Genomic DNA, 18,124 nt, shown 5'->3' with positions numbered 1-18,124 from the left:
CCGGCAGATCCCGCTGGAGATGGCGCACCGCTCCTACGACCAGGCGGTCAACTCCCCCAAGCGGGAGCTGCGGGTCTTCACGCCCGAGGAGGGGGCCACCGAGCACATCGGCCTGGACCACCTCCCCTACGTGAGCGCGTTCATCGCCGACTGGGTGGCCGACACCTTCGCTGAACTGAGCAGCGGGCGGGCATGACGACCGTGGACGGCGAGTTCGTCCGGTCCCTCGACCGCGGGCTCGCCGTCCTGCGTGCCTTCGACGCCGACCACCGGCGGCAGCGGGTAACCGACGTAGCCGCGCGCACCGGGCTGACCCGGGCAGCCGCCCGGCGATTCCTCCACACCCTGGTCGCGCTCGGCTACGCCACCGAGCGGGAGGACGAGTTCTCCCTACGGCCCCGGGTGCTCGAGCTCGGAGACGGCTGTCTGGCCGCCGCGGGGCTGCCCGCCCGGGCCCGGCCGCACCTGCGTGCGCTGGCCGCCCGGACCGGGGAGCCGGTGGCACTGGCGGTGCTGGACGGCGCGGACACCGTCGTCCTCGCGCAGGCTCCGGGCCGCAGGCTACTGGCACCGGTGCACACCGTGGGCGCCCGGGCGCCGGCGTACGCCACGTCGGCGGGCCGGGTGCTGCTCGCGGAGCTCCCGCCCGGTGAGCGCAGCCGCGTGCTGGGCGCTGCTCAGTTGGCACCCCTCACCCGGCGGACGCTCACGGACCGGGCGGCCCTCGCCCGGGCACTGGACGGTGCAGCGGCATCCGGCGTCGCCGTGGTCGACCAGGAGCTCGAGGAGGGGCTGCTGTCGGTGGCCGTCCCGGTGTACGACCGGGACGGCGCGGTGATCGCCGCGCTCACCACCGCGCTGGCGGCCGGGCGCTGGGCGCCGGAACACCTGCACGCCGAGCTCGTCCCGGAGCTGCGGACGACGGCCGAAGTCATCGGAGGAGAACCACCGTGCGCATGATCTTCGTCAATCTCCCCGTGCGCGACCTGCCGTCGGCCAGGCGCTTCTACGCGGCGCTCGGCTTCAGCATCAACGACGCCTCGTCGAACGAGCGCACTGCGGCGGTCGTCCTGGACGACGACGTCGCGCTGATGCTGCGCAGCCGCGACCGATTCGCCGAGCAGGTAGCCGGCGACGTGGGTGATCCCCGGACGGGGACGACGGTGGTGCACTGCTTGACGGTCGGCAGCCGGGATGAGGTCGACGGCCTGGTCGGCAAGGCCCTGAGCGCCGGTGGCGCCCCGTGGCTGCCGGTCCGGGAGGACGCGTCCGGGGTCACCGGCAGCTTCGCCGACCCCGACGGGCACGTCTGGGAGATCGCGTGGATGGAGCCCGTACACGTCATCGACTGACCCGTTTCGCGCTCGGGTCCGATCGACCGCCGGGGGTGGAGGCTAACTAGTGACGCGCGGCCGCCGCGGCGGCTGACCGCTGACGCAGGAACCGGGAGGTGTCCCCGGCGTAGTACGGCCAGACGCGCCATCGGGCTGCACCCGTCCGCTCGGGCGGGCCGAGCGTCACGTCACCAGTGGCAGCCCACTCGACCCCGCGCACCAGCAGCGTCATGAACGGGACCTTGCGGAAGGTGTCCCAGTCGTGCCCGAGGGTCACGCAGAAGCTGCGCCCGGCGCCCCACTCGTTGGCCCAGGCCAGCGGTTGGTCGGTGCCCATCCCGGGCAGCGCCTCGAGCCCGCCCCGCGGGACGACGACCGGGGTGTGCGTGTTGGGCCAGCCCGCCCGGCGGTAGCTGTCGACGTCGTCGAACACGGTGAGCAGCACCTGCGCCGACAGGTCCATCCTCGCACCGGTCAGCACGTCGTCGTTGACGACCGTCCACTCCGCGTCCAGGCCCTCGGTGATCGCGTGCCGCGGCTCGGCCGTCCGCACCACCACCTCGCCCTGCGGCCGGGGCCGCAGCCCCGTCTCCCGGCTCAGCGTGGCGCCGCGCATCCGGTCGAACTCTTCCGGCCAGCCCCAGTCCGGCTCCTGCACCGACGACCCGTGGAACCAGACGATGCCCCGGCCCTTCTCCCGCACGAACCGCAGCAGCGCCTGCTCGGTCGTCGTCCCGACGCCCTCGGCGACCGAGTGGTAGTCGTCCCGGCCCTCGTACATGACCAGGACGACGTCGAACCGGTCCAGCAGCTCGTCACCGATCCCGCGGAACTCCTCCAGCACCCGCACGCGGAAGCGGCCGGTCGACTCCAGCAGCGTCGTCAGCATCGACGTGTGGTGCCGGAAGCTGCGGTGTTCGTTGTCGTGCTCGACGGTGACCCGTCCGGTGGCGATCAGGACGTCGAGCTTCTCGCCCGCTTGCGTCATGCGTCCGCCGCGACCGACCGGATGTACTCGACCGACGTCGTCGTCTCGACGGCCGGGAAGTACTCCAGACCGATGGGGCCGTCGTAGCCGGAGGCACGGAGCACGGCCAGCTGGGCCGCCCAGTCGACGTCGCCGCTGCCGGGCTCGTGCCGACCGGGGGCGTCGGCGAGCTGCACGTACTTCACGAAGCCCGACGCGTTGGCCAGTTCGGTCGCCGGGTCCTCGCCCTGGACGATCGAGTGGTAGAGGTCGTACAGGATGCCGAACCGGTCGGAGCCCACGGAACGGGCGACGTCCACGGCGTCCTCGGTGCGGTCGGTGAGGGCACCGGGGTGGTCCACGCGCGAGTTGACCGGCTCCAGGACGAGCTCGACACCCGAGCCGTCAGTCCGTGCGACCGCTTCGCCGAACATGTCGGCGAGGAAGCGGTGGTTCTTCTGCCGGCTCATGCCGGGGAAGCCCATCCCCGAAGCGAGCACGACGCGGGGGCAGCCGAGCTGACGGGCGTGCTCGACGGCGAGGTCCAGTCCCTCGTGGAACGGCGCGAGATCAGTGCCCGGGTAGGTGTAGGTCATCCGCGGGCCGGCGAGCAGCGAGGTGAGCTGCACGCCGGTGTCGGCCAGAGCCTTGCCGAGCGAGTCGAGGTCCTTGTCGGTGGAGAACCACATCTCGACGGCGTCGAACCCCGCGGCGGCCGCCGCCCGAACGCGGTCGCCCGCGTCGGGACCGGCCTCGGTGAAGAGCAGTTCGATGTTGGCTGAGAGCTGGTACATGTCAGGCGTCCTTGTCGGTGAAGTCGTCGCTGAGGGCTGCTCTGAGCGATCGGCGGATGAGGTCGTGCTGCTTCTGCACGAGGTCGACCGGGTCGGCCTCGTCGAGGTCGGCGAACGCGTGCCCCTCCCACTCGCTCGAGAAGAAGCCGGCGTACCCGCCGCGCACGAACTCGCGGACGATCGCCGGGTAGTCGATCGCAGGCTCGTCGCCGTGCTCGTCGATGTCGTAGAACTTGGCGTGCACGTGCTTGATCTGCGGCATGATGTCGGCCCATTCGGCCGGGTCGACGTGGCCGTGCATGTTGAACGCCAGGCGGGCGAACGAGCCGAGGCTCTCCGGGGCGATGCCGCGCGAGTGCAGGTACTCGACGAACTCGCCGTGCCGGGCGTTGATGTCGGCGTCGGTGGCCCAGATCTCCTGGAGCCGATCGAGCTCCTCGCGCCCAAGGCCCATCTTCGCGAGCTTGCGCAGGATCGTCGGCGACATCGCGTGCATGGTCGCGCTGAAGTCGGCGACGAAGCCCAGTCGAGGCGAGTCGAGCTCGGCGTAGGTCTCGCGGATCTCCAGCACCTTGGACGAGTTCGGGCCGAGCGGGGCGTGCAGCTCCCAGGCCATCGTCAGGTCGAGCTCCTCGGCCACCGGCAGCAGCCGGCGGATCAGCTCCGGCTTGGCGCTCTGGATGCGCACCAAGGGGAACCCGAGCGCCGAGGCGCTCCGGAACTGGGTGACGGTGAACTCGTACTCCTCATCGAGGGTCATGTCGCGGTCGCGGCGGCGGCCCATGTCGAGGTTGCAGCCGAACGAGCTGGGCACGAACCCGTGCCGGTCGAAGGCCTCGCGCCAGTCGCGGACGAACTCGCCGGTGACCGCCGGGTAGGTGCGGATCGTCTGCGACGCGACGATCTCGATGCCGGGGCCGATGCCTGCCTGCTCGACGACGTCGAGGAGGCCCGCCAGGTCGTACCGACCCGCCGCCCACTCGCTGGTCAGCGAGTAGAGCGTGAGGCCGAGTTTGATGTCGCTGCCGGGGACGGCGGGTTGCGCCTCGCGTACAGGGGCGGTGGCGGTCATCGGCCGGCTCCTTCCTGGGCGACCAGCGAGCGGCGGTTGCTCGCGTGGTTGGTTACGTACTTCTGCGGGGCGATCTGCATGTAGGGCAGCCGCAGCTCGACCGACACCTCGACGTCGACCGGCCGGCCGGCGGCCGGCGGCTCGTCGAGCGGCACGACCACGACCAGGCGGTCCTGGATGAACCACAGCACATCCCACTGGTCGGCCAGCTCGTCGACCCGGAACGTCCGCTCCCCCAGCTCGACCCGCAGGTCGTCCTTCGGGATCGCGCGGCCCTCGACCGTGACGGCGATGTCGCTCACGCTCGACAGCCAGAGGCTGCGGTACCAGGGCACGGTCAGCGCGATGCCGAGGCCTTCGGGCCGCCGGATGAGGCTGTCGTCGGTCAGGACGGTGTCGCCGGTGGCCATCAGAGGGTCGCCTTCCGCTGCTCGTACATCTCACGCACCATCGGCTCGAGGGTGGTGGGCCACCAATCGCCGCCGAGCACGGGCTGCCCGATGTCAGGCATCGGCGGCCTCCTTCTCCGTCTCGATGAGGGGGCGCAGCTCGCGCTGCACCAGGTAACCGGCCAGCAGCGCGCTGGCGGCCGGATGGGGGCTCTGGTCGCTCTCGACGACGATCCAGCCCGAGTAGCCCGCCTCGACCAGTGCTCGGGTCACGGCCGGGAAGTCGACCAGGCCGCCGTCGGCGCCGGGCTCGGCGAACCAGCGTGGGATCTCCCGGGCTCCGCCGCGCACGCGGACGGTCCAGTGGGCGTGCGGCTGCAGGTACTCCTCGGCCTCGTCGACGGCGAGCGCGTCCTTGAACTGGACGTGCGCGATGCGGTCGCCGTAGGCGCTGATCACTGTCAGCGGGTCGATGCCACCGGCGGTCAGCTCACCGGTGTCCAGCGCCAGGCCGACGACCGCGGGGTCGGTGCGGTCGAGCAGCGCGGGGACGTGGTCGCGGCGCAGCGCGGAGAGGAAGTCCACGTGCAGCGCCGTCCGGACGCCGTGCTCCGCCGTGGCCCGACCGACCGCGTCCCAGCAGGCGGCGACCCGCCCGAGGGCGTCGTCGCCCAGCGGCTCTACATCCCCGGCGCCCGGCACCGGGCGCACGACCAGCACCGAGCCGCCGAGCTCCGGGAGCGCTCCGGCGAGTTCGCGGGCCCGTTCCACCATCGCCGGGAGGTCGTCTTCGGCCATCGGCGACAGCGGCCCGGTGAGGTGCTCCATCGAGCGCTCGGCCGGGTCCCAGTACCAGCTGGAGACCGCATCGAGCGCGCAGCCGCGCACGAACTCGCCGAACCCGGTGACCGAGCCGAAGTTGGCCGCGAGCTGCTGCGGGTTGCCCAGCGGCTCCCACCGCCCGGTGCCGTAGGTCAGTTCGACGCCCTCGAAGCCGGCGATCGAGATGGTCTTGAGCGCGCGCTCGTGCTGCTCGCGCCGGACGAAGTCGTCGAACTGCGGCTTCCACTGGTTGATCGCGTAGCCCCACCTGATGCCGCCGTTCACCGGTAGATCTCCTCGAGAACGTTCTTGGCGTACCAGCGGGAAATGGCGGTGCTCTCGGAGTAGTCGCCGCCCTCCTTGTTGGCCTTGTCGTGTTCCACGGAGATCCAGCCTCGGTATCCGTTGTCCCGGACGGCGGTCATCATCGCCGCGAAGTCGACGAGCCCCTGGTCCGTGCCCATCTCGTAGAACCACTTGCCGGTGGTCGGCGCCATGATCTCGGAGTCGGGGCGGTGCCGGTGGTCGTCGCCCGTGGCGACGTTGCGGGTGTCCTTGAAGTGGAAACCGCTCACCCGGTGCGCGTGCCGGTTGTAGAGCGCGACCGGGTCGACGCCGGCGATGCAGTGCTGCGCGGTGTCGACGAACAGCGAGACGTACTGCGGGTCGGTGTAGCTGTAGAACGTCTCGATGTCGGCCTCGCTCTGGATGCCGCAGAAGAACTCGTGGTGGCACGTGAGCTTCACCCCGAAGCCGGCGGTGATCTCGCCGACCTTGTTCCAGCACTCGGCGGTGTACTTGAGCTTGTCCTCGGTGACCGGCTCCATGTCGTAGTAGAGCGTCGCCGGCATCACGATGATGTTGTCGAGCTGGATCTCCGACCAGCGGCCCATAGTGACGCGGAAGTCCTCGAGGATGTACTCGTGCGTCGCCGGGATGTGCGGCGCGTAGTTGCGGACGTCGTAGTCGGCGGCGTGGAACGTGTTCACGATCCGCTCCAAGCCGTTGTCCTGGACCATCTCCTGGTACTTCGCGGGGCCGCCGTAGTCGCCGTACATCTGCCAGATGCGGAAGTCGAAGGTGTCGATCGCGTCGAACCCGGTGGCCTTGATCTGCTTCAGGAAGGCGGACATCGTCTTGTGCGAGTGCCACTGGTCGACCGGTCCTGACGGCCCGTTGCTGCGCCAGTGGTCCATGTAGGACCACTTGATGTTCTGCTGGTTCATGACTTCGGGATCCCGAGCTCGTGCTGGAGGTACCAGCTGTTGAGCATCGCCAGTTCAGCCGGGTTGCCGCCGTGGTCGCTCTCGACGACGACCCAGCCCGAGTACTCGTGCTCGCGGAGGGCCGCGACGAAGGCCCGGACGTCGACCAGGCCGCCTTCGGTACCGAGCTCGTAGAACCAGCGCTCGATGCGCCGTCCGGCCCCGCCCTTGAGCATCGTCGACTCGGCACCGGGCATCCGGTACTCGTCGCCGGTATCGGCGTAGCGGGTGTCCTTGAGGTGGATGTGCGTGACCCGGTCGGCGTGCTCGCGGTAGTAGGTCACCGGGTCGATGCCGCCGACGGTGAACTCGGCGGTGTCCAGAGCCAGCCCGACGCTGGCCGGGTCCGTCGCGTCCAGGAGCGCCGTGAGCTCCTCGGCCGTGTGCACGGCGCCGAGGCAGTCGTAGTGCAGGGCGAGTCCCACCCCGGAAGCCGAGGTCAGTTCGCCGATCCGGTTCCACACGTCGCCGATGCGCTTGATCCCGTCGCCGTCCAGCGGCGGTGTCATCCAGGCCGAGCCGACCGGGCGGACGACGAGCTGCTCGGCGCCCACCCCGGCGACGAAGTCGACGAAGGGCTTCGACCACTCGACGATCGCGTCGGCATCGGCCGGGTTCGCGGTGGACCGGAACGCGTAGCCTTCCTCCTCCTCCGCCGGCGCCTGGGGGTCCCAGAACATGCTGGAGACGCCCTGCACGCTCGCCCGGCGCAGGAAGTCGAGGAAGCCCGCGTGGCTGCCGTGGTTGAGCAGGATGACCTCGGGCCGGCTGATGTTGTCCCAGCGGCCGGTGCCCGAGGCCAGCTCGATGGTGTCGAACCCGCAGGCGGAGACGGTCTTGAGCGCCCGCTGCTGGTCCTCGTGCCGGACGAAGACGTCAAGCCGGACGTTCCACTGGTTGAGGGCGTACGCCCAGCGCAGGGTGTCCCTCATCGTGCGACCCCCAGTTCGGCCTCGGCCGCGGCCTGGGCCCCGGCGAGGACGTTGTCGATGTACCACTTCGCGACGGCGGTGGCCTCGGCGTAGCTGCCGCCGCCGAGCTCGGCCTTGTCGTGCTCGACGGTCAGCCACCCGTCGTACCCGGAGGCGACGATCTCCTTCATGAGCCCGGGGAAGTCGACGAGGCCGCCCTCGCCCATCTCGTAGAACCAACGTGTCACCTGCGGCGCCATGAGTTCCGGGTCCGGGGGCGTGCGGTAGGCCTCGTGCTCGTCGACGTTCTTTGTGTCCTTGAAGTGGAACCCCGTGCAGCGGTCCCGGTAGTCGCGGAACAGCTGGACCGGGTCGACACCGGCGATGGTGTGCTGCGCGGTGTCGCAGAAGAAGTGCACGTACTCCGGGTCGGTGTACTCGAAGAAGGTCTCGAGCTGCGCACGCGTACGGATCGCGCCCCAGAACTCGAAGTGGCAGGTCGTCTTCATGCCGTGCTCGAGCGTCAGCTTGCCGACCCGGTTCCACAGGTCGGCGACGACCTTGATCGTGTCGTCGGTAACCGGCTCGGTCTGGTAGTAGGTGGACGTCGGCATCACGATGAAGTTCTCGACGCCGGTCAGCGCCTCGCACATGCGCAGGGTGTTCGTGCAGTCGGCGACGATCCGGTCGTGCGTCTCCCGCACGTGCGGAGCGGTGTACTTCGTCGCCGACGGATAGGCGGAGAAGATTCCGGTGATCTTGTCGAAGCCGTTGTCCTGCAGGAACCGCTCGAAACCGGGCACGCCGCCGTACATGCCGGCGTAGAGCGGGAGGTAGAAGAAGAAAGTGTCGAAACCCGTGAAGCCGAGCGCGGACAGCTGCTTGACGTACCGGTCCATGTAGGCGCGGTTGAACGACGGGGGCTGCGGCCCCTGCGGCGTCTCCGTCACCCAGTGGTCCATGTACGACCACTTGGTCCAGACCACGACTGGATCCCTTCTCTCTGCGTGGCCGGCTGCACGCCCTCCGGCGGTCGCCGACGCACGACGGAACGGTTCACCGGAGGCCCCGAAGGGGTGTCCCGGCGGCGGTTCGGTCGACCGCCTGGGGCAGCTAGGCCCTGGGAGGGAGGAGAAAGGTCTCTGCTCAGTCCGAGCAGCACCATTCTGCGGTGGCGCCGGTCACGCTGACCAACGCTTTCGCCTGATACCGAGCATCAACCGGGCTGATCCACCGCCTTCCTGCCGGGCAGGGCGAGGGCCGCCAGGGCTGCCACGGCCAGGACGCCCGCGCCGGCGAGGAACCCCGCTCCGAAGCCCGCCGTGAGTGCGGCGTCGGACTGCTCCGGCCCCATGCCCGGCGCCCAGGTGCTGGCGACCGCCACGAGGGCGGCCAGCCCCACCGCGCTCCCCACCTGGCGGGAGGTGTTCAGCAGCCCCGAGGCCAGGCCGGAGCGCTCCGGCGGCAGACCGGACATCGCCGTGACCGTCAGCGGCAGGCCGGCGGCGCCGAACCCGGCCATCGCGAGAACCAGGGGGACGAGCACGTCGGCCGTGTACCGGCCGTCGACGTCGATCCCGGAGAGCCACGCGAGCGCCCCCGCCGAGACGAGCGTGCCCAGCAGGAAGCTGCCGCGTGGCCCGAGGGCCGCCATCCACCGCGACGCACCCCGCGCCCCCAGTGCGATGCCCACGGCTCCCGGTGTGAGCGCGAGCCCGGCCTGCAACGGGTCCATCCCGAGCACGCGCTGCAGGTAGAGCGCGAGGAAGAACATGGTCGTCGGGAGGACTCCGCTCACCAGGGCACTGAGACCGTTGGCGACCGTGACCGGTCGGATCCCGAACACGTCCAGGGGGACCACGGGCTCCTCGGACCGCCGCTCGACCAGGACGAAGACGCCGAAGGCGACGACGGCCATCACCGCGCAGAGGAGGGTCTCCGCCGATGCGAAGCCGCGCTCCTCCCCCAGGATCACCGCCCCCACCAGTGCCGCGGTACCGGCAGTGACCGATATCGACCCGGGCAGGTCCAACGTGCCGCGAGCGCGTCGCGGCGGGCGGGCTGGCAGCGCCCACACCGCTGCCAGCAGCAGCAGCGCGCACAGCGGCACGTTGACGAAGAACACCCACCGCCAGCTGAGCAGCCCGGTGAGCAGCCCTCCGATGACAGCGCCGAGCGCGCCGCCGGACGCGGCGGCGGCGGTCAGCAGGCTCAGCGCCTTCGCCTTCGCGCGCGGCTGGGGGAAGCCGGTGGTGATGAGGCTCAGCGCCGTGGGAGCGAGGACGGCGCCGCCGACGCCCTGCACGAACCGCGCAGCGACGACGTGCCAGCCCTCCTCGGCCAGCCCAGCCGCCAGGCTGGCGACGGCGAAGACCAGCAGGCCGGCGACGAAGGTGCGCCGGCGGCCCCACAGGTCCCCGAGCCGGCCGCCGAGCAGCAGGAAACCGGCGAAGGTGAGCGTGTAGCTGCTCACCACCCACTGCAGCCCGGTGGCCGACAGGCCGAGGCTCTCCTGGAGCGGGGGCAACGCGACGTTGACGATCCCGGCGTCGAGCACGCAGATGAACTGGGTTGCGCACGCCACGGCGAGGAGCGCACCCGATCGCCGCGGCGGCGCCTCGACCGGCGCCGCCGCGGCCAGGGCGTCGTGCATCAGCGGAAGGTGTCCTCGAAGCGCTCGTACGGCGCCGGCGGCTCCGGCTCGAGCACCTGCACCCTGTCGTTCGCGTACGGGTAGTAGTTCGTCGTGGTGATCGGCTCGTCGACCGGCGGGAGGAACACCGGCACGCCGTCGTCGCCGAACCAGGCGAGCTGCGAATCGTGGCTCTCCTGGTTGTCCTTCGCGAAGGAGATCCAGTCGCGGTTGAACGGGGCCCGGGCCACCTCGTAGCAGCGGAAGTGCCAGATCCGCCACTCGCCGTCCTGCTTGATGAAGTCCACGCCGTACTTGCACCAGACCCAGTGCGCCCAGACGGGCTGACCTTCCACCTCGCCACCGGAGAACACCCAGGGGGGAGCGTCCTTCGCGACCTCGGGATCCATCAGGCCCGACTCCAGCCCGGCCATGATCCAGATGCCCTTGGCCGTCTCACCGTCCGCACCGACCTCGATGACCGGCGTGCTCGTGTAATGGAAGAGCAGTTTGCCCACGGGACGCGGCCGCCCCCGGTGGTAGGCGGTCACCGATTCGTACGAGGTGTACAGACCGACGTTGTTGTACCGGGCCCACATGTCCGGGGTCCCGGGCTTGGCCCACAGCTCGTCGATGATGCGCTCGTCCTCGTAGGCGTTGTGGTAGTGCATGTAGCGGTTGAAGACGTTGTCGACGGCGCCGCGCTCGGCCAGGCGCTTGGCGGTCGCGAGTTCCTCCTCGACGGCGGCGAACCGCTCGGCGAGCGCCTCCAGGCTGGTGGTCGTCTCGAGGGTCACTGTGCTTCCTTCCGGGCGAGAGTGCGGATGAGCGCGTGCTGGCGGCGGACCTGGTCGCTGCCCCGGTAGGGCTCGCGGCGGCCCTCGTACTCGCTGGACAGCCAACCGGTCCAGCCGGCTCGCTCCAGCGTGGGGACAATGTCGGCCCACGGGACGTGCAGATCCTGGAGCCGGTCGTCGATCTCGAAGAACTTGGCCTGGATGAAATGGGTGTGCGGCAGCACCTCGACGAGGTCGGCCATCGGCACGGCCAGGGCACGCAGCGGAGGCGGGATCTCGTCCTCGTCGTCGGTACCGAGGTCCTCGGCGTTCTCCAGCACCGGCGCGGTCTGGAAGATGCCTGTGTCGATCAGCAGCTTGAAGTGCTCGGTGCCCGTCCGCGCGATGAAGTCGATGTACGCCTGGGTGACCGGGTGCTTGATCGGCGTCGGGGCGTGGATCTCGGGGCAGATGACGACGTCGAGCTCCGCGGCCAGATCGAGCGAGCGCTCCACCGCACCCTTCCAGATCGGGTGTGGATCCAGGTCCCAGGAGACGACGCCGAACTTCGGCCGCATCGACGTGAAGCCGAGCTCCTTGGCCAGCCGCAGGTCGAGCCGGAGCTGCTCGGCGCCCTCCTCGACGGTGAGGTCGCGGTCGTGCCACCGGGTGGTGTCCACCCACGACCCGAAGTTGGTCGCGGTCAGCCGGTACCTCTCCAGCAACCGGTGCCAGGAGTCGACCCAGGCCGCGTCCGGCGCCGGGTAGCTCGGCACATTGCCCTCGCCGAGGATCTCGATGCCGGAGGCACCCAGATCGGCGACATCGGCCAGGACGTCCTCCAGCGTCATGACGGTGTAGATGTCGCCGGTGTAGCTGTAGGTCGAGACGCCGTAGCGGATCCCGCCGTCCTGGGCCGGCGGTACCAGGACGAGCTTCCGGGCCGCGGTGAGCTGCGACCGGGCGATCGGCGGCGGGAAATACGAGCGCCGGAGGTGGACCGTCACCTCCAGCGAGTGGACGCCCGGCGCGAGCCCTCCCGGCTTGGGGACGGTGATCGTCGCAGGTTCGTCGAGCTGCCACCGCACGTCGGTCGACATCCGCAGCTGCTCGACGGTGAGCGTGCGGCCCTGCAGCGTCCACAGCGGGACGTGGTCGGGGATGCGCTCCCCGTCGACGACGACCTCGATGCCGTCGAGCAGGCTGGCCGCACCACCCCGGTAGTTCGGGTTGCGCAGCTGGAAGGAGAACCCGGTGACCTGCCCGGCGTCCTCGACGTTGCGGAAGCCGCGGCCCTGGATGATCGGGTGGTCTAGCACGGTCATGCCTCCTTCGCGAGCTCGGCGGCCAGCTCCGTCGCGCCACGCACGGCGAGAGCGACGCTGGTCAGCGTGGGGTTCATCGAGTTGGCCGTCGGGATCAGGCCGTTGCCCGCCAGGACCAGGCCCGGTACGCCCCACACCCGCGAGAACGAGTCGCAGACGCTGGTGCCGTCGTCGGCCTCCCCCATGCGGACGGTCCCCATGTAGTGCAGCGAGCTGCCCGCCGGCATGACCCTGGGCATCCCGTCGACGAACTCGCCGAGCGCCGCTGCTGCCCGCGCCTGGTGCTTGCGGGCCCGTTCGAAGTCCGCTTCCTCGACGTCGGTGAGCTCGTAGGCGATCCGGATGCCGGGCAATCCGTTCTCGTCGGGCTCGTCGTCGACGAACGTCAGCCGGTCCTCCGGCCGCGGCCGCTTGCGGATCCCCCATCCCATGCCGACGTAGCCGGCAGCGTTGTCACGGAAGCGGCTGCCTTCGGGCAGCGGCACCGGCGACACCGGGCTGTACATCATCTGCGCGGAGTACGGGTGGCGTTCCTCGTCGAACGGGATCGCCACAATGGCCCGGATCGGGTCGACCGGGCCGGCGTCGTCTCGTGGCGACAGGACGTCGGGCCGCACGGCCACGACGCCGAACAGCAGCGGGTGCTCGGTGAGGTACCGCCCGAGCGCCTCGGGCCGGATGCCGGAGGCCCACAGCAGCTGCGGCGTCCGCAGCGCGTCGGCAGCGAGGACCACGGCATCGGCCCGCACCTCCTCCTCGGCGCCCGTGCGCTGGTCGCGTAGGACGGCGCCGACGGCTCGGCCGCCCTCCCGGAGCACCCGGATGCACAGCGTCTGCGCCCGCAGCGTGAACCGGTCGGCGTGCGCGCCGTCGGCCAGCGACCCCAGGACGACGTCGGTGCCGCTCCACCGCAGGGAGCCGTCCTCCCGTGGATCGGCGGCGACCGGCAGCGGCCGCACCGTGATGCCGTCCGGCGCGAACTCGTTCCGGATCCGGTCCAGGATGGCCTGCGCCTGCGGTGCGCCATCGAAGGACGGGCGGTGAACGTGGAGCAGGTCCTCGGCGACGGCGAGGTGCTCCCCCCAGTCCTCGTCGGCGATGAACGGCATGCGCTCGGGGCCCGTGGGAGCAGGTGTGGCGCACGTCCAGTGCACACCCTGCCCTCCGACGCAGGTGGCACCGGCGGCCGCGGGCATCCCCGGCGAGCCATCGGCGGCGCGGCCGATGAGGTGCGTGCCCTGCCGGGCGGTGATGGTGCCCTCGACGACCACCCCGCCCGGGATGCCCGAGACGCCGCTCTGTGCGGACCGACCCTGCGATGCCAGTCGCGCTGCGGCCTGCTCGTCGGGGTCCGGGACGTTCTTCACGTTCATCCCCGGTGGACGGGTGACGGTCGGCCCCGCCTCGACCATCAGCACGTCGACGTCGGGAACCTGCTCGAGGAGCAGCCGGGCGTAGGTGGCGCCGGTGGGCCCGCTGCCGACGACCAGGACTCGGGGGTTCATGGGTGCGCTCCTTCGGAGACGTCGAGGGTGGCCAGCGACGCGGCCAGGGTCCGGGCGGTGAGGACACCGATCGCGACCGCGGTGAGGGTCGGGTTGCACGCGGTCGCGGTCGGGACGACGTTGTTGCCGCCGACGTAGAGGTTCGCGGTGCCCCAGACGCGCCCGGTCGGGTCGCAGACGCTGGTGCCGTCGTCCGCCGTGCCCATCCGGGTGGTGCCGAGGTAGTGCAGCGAGCTTCCGGAGGGCATGACGAACGGCTCGCCGAGCGGCCGGCCGAGCGCTGCGGCCGCCGCGGCGATCTCGGCCTTCGCCGCCTCGATGGCCGCCTGGTCCGCGTCGCTCAGCGTGTAGTCGATCCGGATCGCCGGAAGACCGTGCTCGTCGACGGCGTCGTCGTCGAGCCAGACCCGGTTGTCCGGCGAGAGCTCCTTCTTGCAGAACCAGCCGAGACCGACGACCTGGCCGGGCCGGACCGTGGTGCCCGGGTCGAGCGGCATCGGCGAGGCGTCCATCTGCATGACCTGGCCGTGGAACGGGCGGTCGGCGGCGTAGGGCACCCACGAGACCCCGGACACGGGCACGATCGCGCCGCCGCCGGGAGCCGCAGCCGACGAGCGCGGCAGGTCGACGTCGACCAGGGCGCCCTCGGGCACGTACTTCTCGTCCAGCAGCGACGCGGCCATGACCTGCGGGTGCTCGGTGAGGTACCGGCCGAGCGCAGCCGGCCGCACGCCTGAGGCGTGCAGCAGCTGCGGCGTCCGGAACGCGTCGGCGGCGATGACGACCGCCCGGGCCTCGATCGCCGATCGCTCGCCGGAGGCCAGGTCGACCACCTCGACGCCGGTCGCCCGGTCGCCGTCGAGCAGGATCCGCCGGGCCAGCGTGCCGGTGCGCAGCTCGACGTTCGGCCGCTGCCACAGATCTCCGGCGATGATGGCCGGGCCGGTCCAGTGCAGTGCACCGTCCTCCCCCACCGTCACCGCGACCGGCATGGCGCCGACCGGACGGCGGTGTGGCCCGTCGAACAACTGGCCGAGCACCGTCTGCACGGCGCCGGTCAGCGGCGCGCGGTCGAAGGCGTGCGTCGTGACCGCGAGGAGTTCTTCCGCACGGGTCAACGCCTCGTCCAGTACGGCCGGGTCGATGCAGTCGGGCACCTCGTCGTCCACCGGCCGCGGGCAGGCCGCCGTCCAGTGCGCGCCCATCCCACCGACGTTCGTGGACATGGCCGCGTTCGGCATGTCCGGTGCGCCGACGAGGACGGTGCCGGGGCGGGCGGGCGTGCCGCCGGGCAGCGGTTCGGGGCCGGTGGCCAGGCCCGCGAGCACCCGGTCGCGCTCCTTGGCGTCGGCGATGTTCTTCACGTGCCCGCCGGCCGGGTCGCCGAGCGCCTGCCCGGCCTCGAGCACGAGCACCCGCAGCGCCAGGTCGCGGTCGGCCAGCTCACGGGCGACCGCCGTCCCGACCGGACCGGAGCCGATGACGACCACGTCGACGACGCCATCGGACCCGCCGCTCATCGCGCCACCGCCGGCTGCTGCTCGAGGAGCGTCCTCAGCATGTCGTGCTGCGCACGGACCTGGTCGAACGCGCTGTACCGGTCGCTGTAGGCGTGCGCCTCGTACTCGCTGGAGATGAAGCCGGTGTAGTGCTGGTCGACCAGCACGCGAGCGACCGCGGGCCAGTCGATGGACGGGTCGGTGAGGCCGTCGGGGCCGTCCTCGATCCCGTAGAACTTGCCGTGCACGTGCACCACGTGCGGGAAGAAGTCTGCCCACCGTTCGGGCGCCATCCGCCCGTGCATGGTGAACAACATCTGGAGGTTGCCGACCTGGGCCGGGGTCGCCCCCGCTTCGGCGGCTCGCCGCTCCAGCTCGGGGAACTTGGCCATGGTCGGGCCGGGCTCCGCCCACAGCCCCTTGGCGAGCGCGGTGAGCTCCGGGGCGATGCCGGCGGCACGGTGGGCGTCGTCGACGGCCCCGGGGATCGCCCGCATGCTCGAGCTCATGTCGGGGATGAAGCCCAGCCACGGCGTGTCCAGGCGGGTGAACAGCTCCTTCAACGCGGCCACGGGCGGGGCCTCGATGGTGAGCGGCGCATGGATCTCCACGCCCACCTTGACCTGCAGCTGATCGGCCAGCGGCAGCAGCCGCTCGAGGATCACCGGGGTGGTCTCGACGCCGACCCGGGTGACCGGGAACCCGAGCGCAGCCGCGCCACGCACCTGGACGGCGACGTACTCGTAGGACTCATCATCCGAGAGCAGCCGGTCGGGGTAGAGCCCGAGGTCGTTGTTGATCGCGAGGCAGGACGGCGTCAGCCCGGATTCGTCGATCACCGAGCGGACCTCGCGGACCTGCTCGTCGGAGAGCAGCGGCCAGCCGCGCAGGTTCTGGAAGGCGACCATCTCCAGCCCGGGGCCGAGGTCGCGGGCGGCGACCTCGGCGACCAGCGAGGCGAAGTCGCGGCCTGGCTTGCGCTGCTCCAGGGACAGGCTGAACAGGGTCGTGCCCAGGCGTGGCAGCCCAGGGGCGGTGTCGGTCACGTCAGCCTCCCGTGGCGGTGAGGGTCTTGTCGGTCCGGCTCGGTGCCACCAGTGGCACCCGGTCCGGACCGGTGAGGATGTAGGGGATCGACAGCCCGAGCAGCAGCTGCACCCGGTGTTCACGGCCCGGCGCCGTGCCCACCGGCACGTGCAGCACCACCGGGTCGGTGGTGAACCAGTACTCGTCCCCCTTCCCCGCCAGCTCGGCGAAGGCGTACCGGTGGCCGTTGACCGTCACCGAGAGGGTCGAGGTGTCGATCTGCTCGCCGTCGACGGTCAGGTCGGCCCTCACCAGGGAGGGCAGCGGCAGCGCGCGGTACCAGTGCGAGTAGACGGCGATGTCGAGGCCGTCGGGGGTGGCGGTGAGCGAGTCGGCGCGCACCACTTGGTCGTCGAGCGGACCCATGGGTTTCTTCTCTTCTCGTGAGTGAGCGCAGTCAGTTACCGCTGGCGAAGGCGGCGTCGAAGGCGGCCGACGGCGGGTCGAAGGCCAGCCGGCGGACGAAGGCCAGCGCCTCCGGCGCCCCGACCAGCCGGTCCATGCCGGCGTCCTCCCACTCCACCGAGATCGGCCCGTCGTAGCCGATGGTGTTCAGCATCCGGAAGCAGGCCTCCCACGGCACGTCGCCGTGGCCGGTGGAGACGAAGTCCCAGCCGCGCCGCGGGTCGGCCCAGGGCAGGTGCGAGCCCATCCGGCCGTTGCGGCCGTTGCCGACCTGCTTCTTCGCGTCCTTGCAGTCCACGTGGTAGATCCGGTCCTTGAAGTCCCACAGGAAGCCGACCGGGTCGAGGTCCTGCCACACGAAGTGCGACGGGTCCCAGTTCAGCCCGAAGGCCTCGCGGTGCCCGATCGCCTCCAGCGCGCGGACCGTCGTCCAGTAGTCGTAGGCGATCTCGCTCGGGTGCACCTCGTGGGCGAACCGCACGCCGACCTCGTCGAAGACGTCGAGGATCGGGTTCCACCGGGCGGCGAAGTCGGCGTAGCCGTCGTCGATCATCGACTCGGGCACCGGCGGGAACATGGCCACGGTCTTCCAGATCTTGCTGCCGGTGAACCCGACGACGGTCTGCACCCCGAGCTTCGCCGCGGCGCGGGCGGTGGTCTTCATCTCCTCGGCCGCCCGCCGGCGCACGCCCTCGGGGTCGCCGTCGCCCCAGACGCGCGGGTGCACCATGCCGCGGTGCCGCTCGTCGATCGGGTCGTCGCAGACGGCCTGGCCGTTGAGGTGGTTGGAGATGGTCCACACGTCCAGGCCGTACCGCTTGAGCAGCGCCAGGCGCTCGGCGACGTAGGCGTCGTCGGTCGCGGCGCGCTCGACGTCGAGGTGGTCGCCCCAGCAGGCGATCTCCAGGCCGTCGTAGCCCCACCCGGAGGCCAGCCGGCACACCTCCTCGAACGGCAGGTCGGCCCACTGGCCGGTGAACAGCGTGACGGGACGGGGCATGGTGCACTCCTTCGTTCACGGTGGTCCGGTGGCCCCGTCCCGAGGCTCGCCCCGAGCTTGCGAGGGGTGAGGAGGACGGGGTCCTTTCTCAGGCGGGGATGTCGGTCCAGGTCGAGCGGTCCGCCGCGCTGCGCTCGACCGCGTCGAGCACCCGCTGCACCTGCAGCCCGTCGGCGAAGGACGGCGCGGGGTCCTCCCCGGCGGCGATGGCGCGCACCAGGTCGACGACCTGGTGGGTGAAGCCGTGCTCGTAGCCCAGGCCGTGCCCGGCCGGCCACCAGGCGGCGACCCAGGGGTGCTCGGGCTCGGTGACGACGATCCGGCGGAAGCCGGCCGTGGCGG

18 protein-coding genes and 2 pseudogenes are annotated in these 18,124 nt (G+C 71.2%); 3 read left to right on the top strand and 17 right to left on the bottom strand.

Annotation, left to right across the window (positions count from 1 at the left end; translation table 11 throughout):
• The 3 genes and pseudogenes from D0Z06_RS24535 to D0Z06_RS24525 all read left to right on the top strand — a co-directional run.
• Window positions 1-196, top strand: a pseudogene (locus tag D0Z06_RS24535) (alpha/beta hydrolase); the annotation flags it as partial.
• Window positions 193-960 carry an IclR family transcriptional regulator domain-containing protein gene (locus D0Z06_RS24530; protein WP_117380167.1) on the top strand — a complete coding sequence of 256 codons (768 nt, stop codon included), beginning with the start codon at window positions 193-195 and terminating at the stop codon, window positions 958-960. The pseudogene D0Z06_RS24535 and the gene D0Z06_RS24530, both read left to right, overlap by 4 nt.
• The gene (locus tag D0Z06_RS24525) at window positions 957-1,352 is read left to right on the top strand and encodes a VOC family protein (RefSeq protein ID WP_233517943.1); all 396 of its coding nucleotides are present in this window, start codon (window positions 957-959) and stop codon (window positions 1,350-1,352) included. The genes D0Z06_RS24530 and D0Z06_RS24525 overlap by 4 nt, the downstream gene beginning before the upstream one ends.
• A gap of 46 nt (window positions 1,353-1,398) precedes the next feature.
• On the opposite strand, the gene D0Z06_RS24520 is transcribed toward D0Z06_RS24525, so the two are convergent.
• The 17 genes and pseudogenes from D0Z06_RS24520 to D0Z06_RS24440 all read right to left on the bottom strand — a co-directional run.
• Complete coding sequence (locus D0Z06_RS24520; protein ID WP_117380165.1) at window positions 1,399-2,322, bottom strand: ThuA domain-containing protein; 924 nt, start codon at window positions 2,320-2,322, stop codon at window positions 1,399-1,401.
• Window positions 2,319-3,095, bottom strand: a complete 777-nt coding sequence (locus tag D0Z06_RS24515) for a TIM barrel protein (RefSeq protein ID WP_117380164.1) — start codon at window positions 3,093-3,095, stop codon at window positions 2,319-2,321. Before D0Z06_RS24515 ends, D0Z06_RS24520 begins: the two co-directional genes overlap by 4 nt.
• Window position 3,096: 1 nt before the next feature.
• Window positions 3,097-4,167, bottom strand: coding sequence for a sugar phosphate isomerase/epimerase family protein (locus D0Z06_RS25570; protein WP_158580079.1), 1,071 nt, complete (start codon window positions 4,165-4,167; stop codon window positions 3,097-3,099).
• Complete coding sequence (locus tag D0Z06_RS24505; protein ID WP_117380163.1) at window positions 4,164-4,577, bottom strand: C-glycoside deglycosidase beta subunit domain-containing protein; 414 nt, start codon at window positions 4,575-4,577, stop codon at window positions 4,164-4,166. Before D0Z06_RS24505 ends, D0Z06_RS25570 begins: the two co-directional genes overlap by 4 nt.
• A gap of 93 nt (window positions 4,578-4,670) precedes the next feature.
• A complete protein-coding gene (locus D0Z06_RS24500; protein WP_117380162.1) occupies window positions 4,671-5,663 on the bottom strand; it encodes a sugar phosphate isomerase/epimerase family protein in 993 nt (330 codons plus the stop codon).
• Window positions 5,660-6,604: a sugar phosphate isomerase/epimerase family protein gene (locus D0Z06_RS24495; protein ID WP_117380161.1), complete on the bottom strand. Its 945-nt coding sequence runs from the start codon at window positions 6,602-6,604 to the stop codon at window positions 5,660-5,662. Before D0Z06_RS24495 ends, D0Z06_RS24500 begins: the two co-directional genes overlap by 4 nt.
• Complete coding sequence (locus D0Z06_RS24490) at window positions 6,601-7,575, bottom strand: sugar phosphate isomerase/epimerase family protein (RefSeq protein WP_117380160.1); 975 nt, start codon at window positions 7,573-7,575, stop codon at window positions 6,601-6,603. The genes D0Z06_RS24495 and D0Z06_RS24490 overlap by 4 nt, the downstream gene beginning before the upstream one ends.
• Complete coding sequence (locus tag D0Z06_RS24485) at window positions 7,572-8,540, bottom strand: sugar phosphate isomerase/epimerase family protein (RefSeq protein ID WP_199522523.1); 969 nt, start codon at window positions 8,538-8,540, stop codon at window positions 7,572-7,574. Before D0Z06_RS24485 ends, D0Z06_RS24490 begins: the two co-directional genes overlap by 4 nt.
• Before the next feature lie 230 nt (window positions 8,541-8,770).
• Window positions 8,771-10,207, bottom strand: coding sequence for an MFS transporter (locus tag D0Z06_RS24480; protein ID WP_117380159.1), 1,437 nt, complete (start codon window positions 10,205-10,207; stop codon window positions 8,771-8,773).
• On the bottom strand, window positions 10,207-10,983 hold the full coding sequence (locus tag D0Z06_RS24475) for a nuclear transport factor 2 family protein (protein ID WP_117380158.1): 777 nt from the start codon (window positions 10,981-10,983) through the stop codon (window positions 10,207-10,209). Before D0Z06_RS24475 ends, D0Z06_RS24480 begins: the two co-directional genes overlap by 1 nt.
• Window positions 10,980-12,287 carry a C-glycoside deglycosidase beta subunit domain-containing protein gene (locus D0Z06_RS24470; RefSeq protein ID WP_117380157.1) on the bottom strand — a complete coding sequence of 436 codons (1,308 nt, stop codon included), beginning with the start codon at window positions 12,285-12,287 and terminating at the stop codon, window positions 10,980-10,982. The genes D0Z06_RS24475 and D0Z06_RS24470 overlap by 4 nt, the downstream gene beginning before the upstream one ends.
• Window positions 12,284-13,792 carry a GMC oxidoreductase gene (locus D0Z06_RS24465; RefSeq protein WP_117380156.1) on the bottom strand — a complete coding sequence of 503 codons (1,509 nt, stop codon included), beginning with the start codon at window positions 13,790-13,792 and terminating at the stop codon, window positions 12,284-12,286. Before D0Z06_RS24465 ends, D0Z06_RS24470 begins: the two co-directional genes overlap by 4 nt.
• Window positions 13,789-15,312: a GMC oxidoreductase gene (locus D0Z06_RS24460; RefSeq protein WP_117380155.1), complete on the bottom strand. Its 1,524-nt coding sequence runs from the start codon at window positions 15,310-15,312 to the stop codon at window positions 13,789-13,791. The genes D0Z06_RS24465 and D0Z06_RS24460 overlap by 4 nt, the downstream gene beginning before the upstream one ends.
• Window positions 15,309-16,337: a sugar phosphate isomerase/epimerase family protein gene (locus tag D0Z06_RS24455; protein ID WP_117380154.1), complete on the bottom strand. Its 1,029-nt coding sequence runs from the start codon at window positions 16,335-16,337 to the stop codon at window positions 15,309-15,311. Before D0Z06_RS24455 ends, D0Z06_RS24460 begins: the two co-directional genes overlap by 4 nt.
• 1 nt (window position 16,338) lies before the next feature.
• Window positions 16,339-16,743, bottom strand: a complete 405-nt coding sequence (locus D0Z06_RS24450; RefSeq protein ID WP_147332125.1) for a C-glycoside deglycosidase beta subunit domain-containing protein — start codon at window positions 16,741-16,743, stop codon at window positions 16,339-16,341.
• Between the two features lie 31 nt (window positions 16,744-16,774).
• Window positions 16,775-17,782 carry a sugar phosphate isomerase/epimerase family protein gene (locus D0Z06_RS24445; RefSeq protein WP_117380152.1) on the bottom strand — a complete coding sequence of 336 codons (1,008 nt, stop codon included), beginning with the start codon at window positions 17,780-17,782 and terminating at the stop codon, window positions 16,775-16,777.
• Between the two features lie 88 nt (window positions 17,783-17,870).
• A pseudogene (locus D0Z06_RS24440) lies at window positions 17,871-18,124 on the bottom strand (gfo/Idh/MocA family oxidoreductase); the annotation flags it as partial.

The organism is Geodermatophilus marinus (assembly GCF_003428645.1).
Lineage (GTDB): Bacteria > Actinomycetota > Actinomycetes > Mycobacteriales > Geodermatophilaceae > Geodermatophilus.
The sequence above is the reverse complement of the archived record's forward strand: the minus strand, read 5'-3'. Positions and strand labels throughout refer to the sequence as shown.